Here is a 10018-nt window from a genome sequence, read left to right as displayed (position 1 = left end):
TACCCCTGGCTCATTCACCGGCTCACCTACCGGCGGACGAACCACCACAACCTGCACGTCCGTGGGTACAAGGAGGAAGGTACGACCACGACGCCGTTCGACATGGTGGTACGCAACGACCTGGACCGCTACCACCTCGCCCTCGACGTCATCGACCGCGTCCCCGGCCTCGGCCAGCGGGCCGCCGACGTACGGCAGTGGCTCATCGACCAGCGGGCCCGGCACCACGCCTACATCCTCGCTCACGGCGAGGACATGCCCGAGATCACGAACTGGCGCTGGACAGGGACGTCGACGTGACGGCGAAGAAGGTTGTCGTCGGCATCGACGGCGAGGCCGACTGTGAGAACGCGATCCGGTGGGGTGCCGCCGAGGCTGCAGCCAGGGGGGTCGGTCTGCAGTTGGTGCACGCGTTCGTGTGGGCCGAGTTCCGGGTTCCGCTCGGACCCAGCGATATGGCGCCGGGGCTGCGTGCCGCCGGCGACAAGATCGTCGCGGAGGCGCTCGATGTGGCGCACAGCTTCGACCCTGGTGTGCCCATCACGGCCGAGCGGGTCGATGGTTTTCCCACGCCGGTTCTGCTGGCCGCGTCCCGGGACGCCGGGTTGATCGTGATCGGCAGCCGGGCGTCCGGCCGGGCCGTCAGCCTGCTCGTCGGCTCCACCGGACTGGAGCTCGCCGCCCACGCGCACTGTCCGGTGGTCGTCGTACGTCCCAGCGAGGACGCCTTGGTGGGCAGCCAGGTGGTGATCGGGTACGACGGGTCCGCGGCCGCCGACGCGGCGGTCGACTTCGGGCTGGAGTACGCGCGGCGACACGAGCTCGTCGCCCGGATCGTGACGGTCCTGGCCGACGACGAGGACCTCACGGCCGCGCTCCGGGCCCACGCGGACGCGCGGACCGCCGAGGTGATCGAGGTGCCCGGTCATCCCTCGGAACTTCTGCTCGAGTGGTCCACCGATGCGCAGCTCCTGGTCGTCGGGTCTCGCGGTCGCGGCGGTTTCGCCGGGCTGCTGCTCGGCTCGGTGAGCCAGACCATGCTGCACCAGGCCCCGTGCCCGGTCGCCGTCATCCCGCGCGCGGCGATCGAGGGTCCTGAGGCCCGCTAGCCGAGGCCATTCGGCACTGCCGGGGGCAGTGCCGAGACTGGTGAGCTTGGGGTGACCAGAAGGAGGTCTCGATGTCCAGGAAGGTATTGGTCGCCTACGCCAGCAAGATGGGCGCGACCGCCGGCATCGCCGAGGCGATCGGCGCCGAGCTGCGCGAGCACGGCCACGACGTCGACGTCCTCGACGTCACTCAGGTTCACACCATCGAGCCGTACCAAGCTGTCGTGCTCGGCAGCGCGATCTACATCCGCCGTTGGCGGCGCGAAGCCGTCCACTTCCTGCGGGCGAACGTCGACGAGCTGCGCACGCGCCAGGTCTGGCTGTTCCACAGCGGCCCGGTCGGCCCCGACAAGGACCAGGACCAGCAGATGCCTCCCGCCGTACGCCGTCTCGCGCGCGACATCGGAGCCACTCCAGCGGTCACCTTCGCCGGCCGGCTCGAACCTGCCACCGCCAAAGGCTTCCTCGCCCGCCGACTCGCCAAAGGCAACCTGGCTGGAGACTCTCGCGACTGGGCCAAGATCCGCGCCTGGGCGGCGGACATCAGCACCGCCATCCCCGCCACCCGGCACTGACCACCGCTCAACCGAGCACTTCCTCGGCTGATGAAGTGGCCGCCTACGACTGCGGATGGTTCTTCGAGTGTTCGATGGCGAAGACGGCTGCCTCGGTGCGGCGTTCGAGGTTGAGTTTGCGGAGGAGGGAGGAGACGTAGTTCTTGACGGTCTTCTCGGCCAGATAGAGCGACTGGGCGATCTGGCGGTTGGTTTTGCCTTCGGCGATCTCGGCGAGGATCCGGCGTTCCTGCTCGGTGAGGGCGGCGTACCTCGGGTCCTCGTCGGCGACCGGGTGGCGGAGGCGTTCCAGGACCTTCATCGTCATGGTCGGATCCAGGAGCGATTCGCCGGCAGCGATCCGTCGTACCGCGTCGATCAGGGCGTCGCCGTGGATCTGCTTCAGCAGGTAGCCCGCCGCGCCGGCCATGATCGCCGTGAAGAGCGCCTGGTCGTCGGAGTACGACGTGAGCATCAGGCAGGCCGGCGGGGTGTCCATCGACGAACGGATCTCGCGGCAGACCGTGATGCCGTCGCCGTCGGGCAGCCGGACGTCCAGGACGGCGACATCGGGGCGTGCGGCGGGGATCCGCGCGAGCGCCTCCGCGGCGGTCGAGGCGTCACCGACGACGTCGATGTCCGGCTCCGCGTCGAGCAGCTGGTGCAGTCCCAGCCGGACCACCTCGTGGTCGTCGAGCAGAAACACCTTGATCGTCATCACCGTCTCCTTCGGCTTTTCACCCACCTACGACGTGGCCCGGCACGCCCACATCAGGATCTCGTTCCCCGCGCGGTACGCGCCAGGGGCAACGGTCCTACCCCGGGCGGGACCTTCGGCGCGGACGTGCCGACCGGCCCTGGTTGTTCAGGACATCATGCCCTGCCCGCCCGGGTGCCCGCCTGATTGTCTGGAACTGCCGAAATCGATGGGAAGGCAGACTCCGATGGACACCAGGTCAGGGACCGCAGGCAAGCCGAGCGACCTCGGCATCCGCATTCGGGGCCGCCGGCTGGCCCTCGGCCTGAGTACGGCGGAAGTCGCGGAGCGGACCGGCCTGAGCACGGAGCGCATCGAGAACATCGAGACCCGGCCGTTCGCTCTGACCGGCGCAGAGCTCGTCCGGCTGGCGCGTGCCCTCGACATCAGCGTCGGCGACCTGACCGGGCCCTATCGGCCCAGAACCCCTCAGCGTCCACCGATCGCACCCGTCCTCGAGCCGATGCGCAAGGAGGAGTGCCTGAAGCTCATCGACGCCGGTGATGTCGGCCGGATCGCATACAACGGGGCCGACGACCTCGTGGTCATCCCGGTCAACTACTGCTACCTCAACGACCTGATCATCTTCCGGACCGCGGCCGACAGCGCGGTCGCGCAGTTCGACCTGGCCCCGATCGCCTTCGAGATCGACTTCACCGACGAAGGCATGCACGACGGCTGGAGCGTCCTGGTGCATGGCATGGTCCGCCCGGTCGCGCGCGAAGAACTCGACGCCGCCCGCGGCCGAGTCGAGCCATGGGCAGGCGGAACCCGCGAGTCCTACATGGCCATCGAACCGCACCGCATCACTGGCCGCCGCATCCGCTCCTGGTGAGCACCTGCGACCAGCAACGGAAGCTCTTGGGCGCGGCATCTGAGACTGGCGTGCGCGCCGCAACCACGACACCCGAGTCGTCATCGGAAGAAGCGCAAGGGCCCGATGGATGGGGAGCTCCCGAGGACGGTCCCGCGCGCGGGAAGCTCGTCCTGGTGGTCGGCTCTCCTCTCAACCCGTCCAGGTGATGCGCATCGGCGGCCGTCGCATCTGGTCCTGCGTGAATCACCGATCCAGCTCGTGTTCTCGCAAGCGGGCGCGGGCTTCGTCGAAGTCGTCGCGGGTGATCTTGCCGGCGGCGAAGCGGCGCTCGAGGATGTCGAGCGGCGACGGGAGGCTGGTGGGCCTCGGACGCGACTGGTGGACCAGCCGCACCGCGACCCACACGGCTGCACCGGCGAGGAGCACCCACAGGATCCCCGCGAACAGGATCCAGCCCATGCCATAACCCATCTGCATCATCGGTCCTCCTCAGCGCCTCAGGCCGCCGTCACCGCGGTGGTGAGCAGCCGGCCGAGCTCGTCGCCCCACCGGCGGGCGCGCTCGATCTCGACCTCGCGGATCGGCCCGGTCGTTTCGTCCACGAAGAAGCTCGTCGACGGCGAGATCAGCCGGAACCCCAGCTTCCGCAGCAGCTTGGCGGCCGACCGCGCGGCCGATCCCGGCAGTCGGCGGACCTTGGCGATCCGCGTGTCGAACGTCGCCACCTCGAGGTGCTTCGGCCGGCGTCCGGTGCCGGCCCTCGTGTCAGTCGCCAGCGCGTCGAGCCACTCGCGGATCCCGACCTCGATCGGCATCACCACGTCGTGCTGCTTCCGTGCATCCTGCCGGGTGGACGGCCGGCTCATCGAGAACGCGTGCGTCGGTCCCCCGACGATCAGCAGTCGCACGTCGGTGGGGACCACGGTCGGCGCCCGGTACGCCGGGACGATCTCGGTCGGGACACTCCGCTGCAGCCCGTCACGGATCGCCCGCGCGATCCGCTCGGTGTTTCCGAACATCGACTCGTACACGACGAGTGCACGTACGGTCGCGGACATGATCAAGCCTCCGATCAGGGTCAGTACATCGGTACGACGAGCTCGCCGCGCCGGGCGTCGCGCTGCTGCTCGACTGGTTCGCGCTCGGCTACGGTCACGTGATGCGGCACGATCGCGACCGGGCAGGTCATCGCGGCCACCGAACGGCGCGCGACCGGGTCGACCGGCAACGGACCGGCGTGTGAACCGACCACGACCAGGCCGACCTCGCCACTTTCATGCACCAGCGCGGCGGCCGGCTGACGGCTGCTCAGGAACCGCGTCACCGTCACGTTCGGGAACCGGCTCGTCCAGGGGGCGAGCGTCTCCGACAGCAGGTGATCTGCCCGGCTGATCCACGAGTGCTCCGGATCGTCGTCGTTCCAGGCGTGCTCCGCAGGCAGACCCGCGTGCACGACGACCAGCTCGGCCTCCCGGCCGGCGGCGACACCGAAGGCGAACTCGAGTGCCTCCGACGACAGCGCCGTACCATCGATGCCAACGGCAACCTTCCGGTCCACCAGCGACGGCTTCCACGACGCCGGTACGACGACCACCGGGCAGCCGGCCCGGCTCGCCAGCGTCAGACTCGTCTGCGTGTTCATCAGGCGCTGCGGACCACGGCTACGTGCCCTGCCGACCACCAGCATCCGCGCCTTCCGCGCCGCGTGCGCGAGAACCCGCACCCGCGACCCCTCGCCGGCGACCGCGGCCAGCTCCATCGCATAGCCATCCCGATGCCGCACGTGCGCGACAGCCGCCCGCAACGCATCGTCCGCGAGCTCGGCCGGCGTCTTCGGCGCATACCCGGGCATCATCTGCGAGAACGAGCCATGAGCCGAATACGGTGCCACCAGCACCAGCTCGGCCCCGCTCCGAAGTGCCTCCGCGGCCGCGTAGTCCACGATCCGCAGGTTCTCGGCGGTTCCGTCGACCTCGACCACAACCGGCCCGGTCCGTGACCAAGTACTCATCTCTTCACCTCTCTTGTCACTTCGAGCCTGCCGCGATCCCGGCGGCTCCGGCAGGGCCGTGCGGGCCCTCCGCTCCCGCCGGATGGACGGATGTGTGGAGGACCTTCGGCCATCAGCTACTCGTGGGCGCCGGTACGACAGCCAGCGGGCACGTCGCGTGGTGGAGCACACCACGGGTCACGGATCCGATCAGGAAGGGCGTCAGCCTGGTGTGGTGGCGGGTGCCGACGACCAGGAGCTGGGCATCCCATTCGGCTGCCGCCGTGACGACGCCGTCGACCGGGTGGCCGCGGCGGACATCCGCGTGGATCGTCAGTCCGGGATACTTCTGCCGCCACTCGGCCGTCACGTTCTCGAAGTGGCGCTCGGCGTTCTCGGTCCATTCGGCCCTGACGCCGGCGACGTTCATCGCGTCCCAGCTGTACATGGCCGGCAGGTCCCAGACATGGACCAGCCGCACGGCCAGCCCACGCTCGGTCGCTTCCTCGATGGCGAACTCGATGATCGCCTGGTTGTTGTCGGAGTCGTCGACCGCGACCAGCACCGGACCGGCGTGGTCGCCGGGCTTCCAGTGCTCGGGCACGATCACGACCGGGCGCTGCGCGTTGGCCGCGACCACCTCCGAGGTCGAGCCGATCAGCAGTCGGCTGAACGTCCCCATCCCCCGGCGGCCGACCACCAGCATCCGGCTGCCGGCCGCGACTTCGATCAGCGCCCGGGCCGGTGGCCCGACCACGAGATCAGCCTCGTGGTCGAGCGAGCCGGGGCTCTCGTCCAGGTACTTCTGAACCTCGCCGACGAGCTCCAGCGAGGAGTCGTCCACGACGTCCGGCTTCCAGCCCGGTGCGTGCCGAGGCTTGTCCTCGATCACATGCACCGCCTGGAGGGGCTCGTGCCGGAGCAGCGACTCGAGCAGGGCCCACTCCAGCGCACCGGTGTCACGCCAGGAGCCGTCGACTCCCACGTGGATCACCGGTTTGACGGTCATTGTGGTCACCGCAGCCACGGGTACCGGCGGACGATGTCGAGCTTGCCCCACCAGCGGCCGAACCCCCACACGTTGCCAGCGGCAACGAGCGCGAGGACGACGAGGGTGATGGCGCCGAGGATGTGATCGTCGAGCACCGGGTTGTTCTCCGGCGGCAGATTCGCCGACCACATCAGCACGTACAGCAGCGCGCCGGAGACAGCCGCGATCCGCATCCCGATGCCCAGGGTCAGCGCGAGACCGATGCCGGCCAGACCGACCATGAACAGCGGAGTGACCCACCAGTCGCCGACCAGGGACTGGTAGAAGTCGGCCAGCGGGCCGCTGGTGCCCTTGCCCAGGAAGCCGGCGGTCGGGTCGCCACCGTCGATCCAGCCCTTGCCGGACGGGGTGGCGTAGCCGAAGCCGAACAGCTTGTCGAAGAACGCCCAGAGGAATTCGAGGCCGAACGCGATCCGCAGGACGGCGAGCGCACGCCCGGCCGCTGTGGTGATGATCGGGTACTGATCGCCGTCGGGCTCCATCGCAGGAGTCGGTAGATCGCGGCGGTGCGGCGTGGTGGTCATGGTCTGTTCCTTCCAATCGATTCGGACACCTCGATCGTGGATCTCGCCCCCCGCTGCCGGTCAGGGCCGTTGTCACCTCACCGCCACCAGCCGAAGGGCCCCTCATCTCGGGACGTATGCCGCTGTCCCGCCGCTCGACGCCGGGCGCACGCTGAGAGCGGACGGACGACCATGGCCGAGGAGGCGCCGATGCTGACCGACCAGTTGACGACCGAGGCGCTCGGCATCCTGCTCCACGCAGCCGACGCCGCACCGGCCACGCACGTCCCCCGCCCCTGGCGGCTCGAGGTGAACGGGCATCTGATCGACGTCTACCTCGACGGAGTACACCTCCTGCCGGCCGCCGACCCAACCGCGCGCGGACTGCGCATCGCGACCGGCGCGGCGGTTTTCAACCTGCGCTGCGCCGCGGCCTCACTCAGCTTCGAGAGCTGGGTCAGCCTCTGCCCGTACCCGTACGATCCCGACCTCGTCGCACGCATCGTCATCGAGTACACCGGCGTGCCCGATCGGGAGCTGCGTCAGCTGTACGGCGCAATCCTCTCGCGTCACCTGACCCGGCCACCGGGCATCCCCGACGACTCGACCCGCATCGCGCTGGTCCGGGCAGCGGAGATCGAGGACGCGAGGCTGGACTGGCTTCCCGGCTCGTTCGTACCGCTGGCCGTGCTCAGCACCGATCGCGACAGCCGCCTGGATCAGCTCCGGCTGGGCATTGCCCGCCAACGCGTGCTGCTCACGGCCGCCAAGCACGACATCCACGCGACCAGCCTGAACCAGACACTGATCCGCTTCGGACGCTCTACCCGCGTGCCGGCGAGAACGGAGTCCAGATGACCGCCGTACTGACCGACGACGAGGTCGGCATCCTGCTGACGGCCGCGGTGCACGCGCCGTCGATTCACAACACGCAGCCGTGGCGGTTCGAGGTCCATGGGCCGGTGATCGACGTACTGCTCGACGAGAAGCGCACGCTGCCCACCGCGGATCCCGCCGGACGCGCCGCGCGGATCGGCATCGGGGCGGCGGTGTTCAACCTCCGGGTGGCGGCCGCGATGCTCGGCCACGAGTCCCGCGTGGCCGCGAACCCGGATCCGCAGTACCCGGAGATCGCCGCCCGCATCTTCCTCGCCGCTCGCGAGACCCAGGTGCCCGGCCTCAGCAATCTGTACGGCGAGATCCGTCGCAGGCACACGTATCGCGGTCCGCTCGTGGATCACGCGGTCTCACCAAAGGTGCTCCAAAGACTGGACGAAGCGGCGAGGGCCGAACGTGCTCAGCTGCACTGGCTCGACCAGAGCGAGCTGACACAGCTCGGCACCATCGTTCGGCGCACCGACGCCGACGACCTGCACGACGAGGACCGACTGCACGAACGTCAGCGCTGGATCGGCGGAGACCGATCGGGCGACGGGATCCAGGAGAGCGCGCTCGGTCCGCTCCCCGCCCGGCCGGGCTTCGTCCGCGATCTGTCCGCCGGCTTCGACAGCATGCATCGCAGCCAGGCCGTCTACGAGACCCAGCCGTTCATCGCCGTACTCAGCACCCGAAACGAGGACACCGCCGCCTGGATGCGAGCCGGCCAGGCTCTGCAGCGGGTCCTGCTGGTGGCTACGTCGTACGACCTCACCGCTTCGTTCCTCAATCAAGTGCTCGAGCGCGCCGCTCCGCGCTTCCAGGTCCGGGATCTGATCGGCGACTGCTTCTGGCCGCAGATGGTGATCCGGATCGGCTACCCCGCGCAGCCCACCGGCGGGACGTTCCGCCGGGACTGGCGCGATTCCTTCGACCAATGGTTCTGAGAACACAGGAGGCCAACACCATGTCGTCACAACCTGCTCCGATTCTCGTCGGGTACGACGGATCGCCCGGCAGCCAGAGCGCCCTGCGCTGGGCAGTCACCGAAGCCATCCGGCTGCTCGCACCGCTCCGGATCCTGGAGGCGTTCGAGCTCATCGTCACCGTGCGCCCCTCGCCGGGGCACGTCGTTCCGCTCGACGCCTTGCGAACGGCGCGTCAGCAGGGGCTCGACTCGGTTGCCGAAAGCATCCGACTGCAGCTCCCCGAACTGCACGTCGAAACGAGCCTCGTCGGCGGAGCCGCCGTACCAGCCCTGCTCGAAGGGGCTGAACACGCCCGCCTCGTTGTCCTCGGTTCGCGCGGCCTCGGCGGCTGGAGCGGACTCCTGGTCGGGTCGGTCGCGGTGCAGGTGACCACGCACGCCCCGTGCCCGGTCATCGTGATCCCGCATGACCTGCGGGCGCACGCCCACGAAGGGCCGACCGTCGTCGTCGGCGTCGACGGATCCAAGGCGTCGGCCAAGGCGATCGACTTCGCCTTCGACCAGGCCGAGGCCTTGGGCGCCCAGGTCGTCGCGCTGCACGCTTGGACCACGTCGATCCTGAACTACGCCGACGGCGCTTCGACGTTCCAGTTCGACGCGCAGAAGATCGAGGACGAGGCCCGGCTGCTCGTCGCCGAGTCCGTGGCCGGCGCGGCGGCGGATCATCCGGATGTGCACTGGCGGACCGAACTCGTGAGCGGATCGGCGGCCCAGGCTCTCGTCCGTCGAGCGGACTCGGCCGACTTGGTCGTTGTCGGCTCCCGCGGCCGGGGCGGCTTCACCGGTCTACTCCTCGGCTCGGTCGGCCAGAGCGTCCTGCACCACGCCCAGGCCCCCGTCGCCATCGTCCGCTGACGCCATGTGCAGCTTCGCTCCGCAGCCACGGATGCTCGCCGAGCAGGCGACAGCCGTCCGGCGCGCTGTCCTCGTGCCGGCGGACTTGACCGACTTCGTCCCCCGGGCATGTGCGGAGGTCGCGACGTACCTGTTTCGCCGCGGCATCCCGCCGTCCGGCTATCCGTTCGCCCGCGGCCACCCGGTGCACGACGACCTCATCGAGGTAGAGGCCGGCTTCCCGGTGGCGGCGCCGATCGCGGGCTCCGGCCTGGTCGGTCCGTCCACTCTGCCGGCCGGCCCGGCCGTCGTCGAGAAGTACAAGGGGGCGCACGAGAAGATCGGCCCGGCGCGCCAAGCCATCGACGACTGGCTGCAGACCGAGGGCGCTGACCGGGACGGAGACAGCTGGGAGATCTACCACGACCTGCCCACCTGTGATGATCTGGGTGGTCGCATCGAGGTCGTCCAGCCGATCAGCTTCTCGGCGGTGACCGTTTGATCCGGCACGCCAAAGACCGCGGTCCGCGACTCCAGGT

13 protein-coding genes and 1 pseudogene are annotated in these 10018 nt (G+C 69.5%); 8 read left to right on the top strand and 6 right to left on the bottom strand.

Annotation, left to right across the window (positions count from 1 at the left end):
* The 3 genes and pseudogenes from AB0E63_RS45460 to AB0E63_RS45450 all read left to right on the top strand — a co-directional run.
* Positions 1-300, top strand: a pseudogene (locus tag AB0E63_RS45460) (phosphoketolase); the annotation flags it as partial.
* On the top strand, positions 297-1109 hold the full coding sequence (locus tag AB0E63_RS45455) for a universal stress protein (protein ID WP_360380849.1): 813 nt from the start codon (positions 297-299) through the stop codon (positions 1107-1109). The pseudogene AB0E63_RS45460 and the gene AB0E63_RS45455, both read left to right, overlap by 4 nt.
* A gap of 71 nt (positions 1110-1180) precedes the next feature.
* Positions 1181-1684: a flavodoxin domain-containing protein gene (locus AB0E63_RS45450; protein ID WP_360380846.1), complete on the top strand. Its 504-nt coding sequence runs from the start codon at positions 1181-1183 to the stop codon at positions 1682-1684.
* Between the two features lie 43 nt (positions 1685-1727).
* Here AB0E63_RS45450 and AB0E63_RS45445 read toward each other — a convergent pair whose 3' ends face one another.
* Positions 1728-2381 carry a response regulator transcription factor gene (locus AB0E63_RS45445; RefSeq protein ID WP_360380843.1) on the bottom strand — a complete coding sequence of 218 codons (654 nt, stop codon included), beginning with the start codon at positions 2379-2381 and terminating at the stop codon, positions 1728-1730.
* A gap of 226 nt (positions 2382-2607) precedes the next feature.
* Between AB0E63_RS45445 and AB0E63_RS45440 the strand changes: the two genes are divergently transcribed.
* Positions 2608-3255 carry a pyridoxamine 5'-phosphate oxidase family protein gene (locus AB0E63_RS45440; protein ID WP_360380840.1) on the top strand — a complete coding sequence of 216 codons (648 nt, stop codon included), beginning with the start codon at positions 2608-2610 and terminating at the stop codon, positions 3253-3255.
* Between the two features lie 225 nt (positions 3256-3480).
* On the opposite strand, the gene AB0E63_RS45435 is transcribed toward AB0E63_RS45440, so the two are convergent.
* From AB0E63_RS45435 to AB0E63_RS45415, 5 genes are all read right to left on the bottom strand, one after another.
* Positions 3481-3717 carry an SHOCT domain-containing protein gene (locus tag AB0E63_RS45435; RefSeq protein ID WP_360380838.1) on the bottom strand — a complete coding sequence of 79 codons (237 nt, stop codon included), beginning with the start codon at positions 3715-3717 and terminating at the stop codon, positions 3481-3483.
* A gap of 17 nt (positions 3718-3734) precedes the next feature.
* Complete coding sequence (locus tag AB0E63_RS45430) at positions 3735-4295, bottom strand: hypothetical protein (RefSeq protein WP_360380835.1); 561 nt, start codon at positions 4293-4295, stop codon at positions 3735-3737.
* Positions 4296-4315: 20 nt separating this feature from the next.
* Positions 4316-5248, bottom strand: coding sequence for a universal stress protein (locus AB0E63_RS45425; RefSeq protein ID WP_360380833.1), 933 nt, complete (start codon positions 5246-5248; stop codon positions 4316-4318).
* Between the two features lie 112 nt (positions 5249-5360).
* Positions 5361-6236, bottom strand: a complete 876-nt coding sequence (locus AB0E63_RS45420) for a universal stress protein (protein ID WP_360380830.1) — start codon at positions 6234-6236, stop codon at positions 5361-5363.
* A gap of 5 nt (positions 6237-6241) precedes the next feature.
* Entirely contained in the window at positions 6242-6802 is a 561-nt protein-coding gene (locus AB0E63_RS45415; RefSeq protein WP_360380828.1) for a hypothetical protein, read from the bottom strand.
* 189 nt (positions 6803-6991) lie between these two features.
* On the opposite strand from AB0E63_RS45415, the gene AB0E63_RS45410 reads away from it, so the two are divergent.
* Genes AB0E63_RS45410 through AB0E63_RS45395 form a run of 4 tightly spaced genes read left to right on the top strand, consistent with a single transcriptional unit; the run spans position 6992 to position 9981 of the window.
* Positions 6992-7639 (top strand): hypothetical protein, encoded by a 648-nt coding sequence (locus AB0E63_RS45410; protein WP_360380825.1) that lies wholly within the window; start codon positions 6992-6994, stop codon positions 7637-7639.
* Positions 7636-8604: a hypothetical protein gene (locus AB0E63_RS45405; RefSeq protein WP_360380822.1), complete on the top strand. Its 969-nt coding sequence runs from the start codon at positions 7636-7638 to the stop codon at positions 8602-8604. Before AB0E63_RS45410 ends, AB0E63_RS45405 begins: the two co-directional genes overlap by 4 nt.
* Before the next feature lie 20 nt (positions 8605-8624).
* Positions 8625-9500 carry a universal stress protein gene (locus AB0E63_RS45400; protein ID WP_360380819.1) on the top strand — a complete coding sequence of 292 codons (876 nt, stop codon included), beginning with the start codon at positions 8625-8627 and terminating at the stop codon, positions 9498-9500.
* Positions 9501-9504: 4 nt separating this feature from the next.
* Positions 9505-9981, top strand: a complete 477-nt coding sequence (locus tag AB0E63_RS45395; protein WP_360380817.1) for a GyrI-like domain-containing protein — start codon at positions 9505-9507, stop codon at positions 9979-9981.
* Positions 9982-10018 lie beyond the last annotated feature (37 nt).

The sequence above is a fragment of the Kribbella sp. NPDC026596 genome (assembly GCF_040638415.1).
Classification (GTDB): Bacteria; Actinomycetota; Actinomycetes; order Propionibacteriales; family Kribbellaceae; genus Kribbella.
Note: the sequence above shows the minus strand (reverse complement) of the source record. Positions and strands in the feature narration are given on the sequence as shown.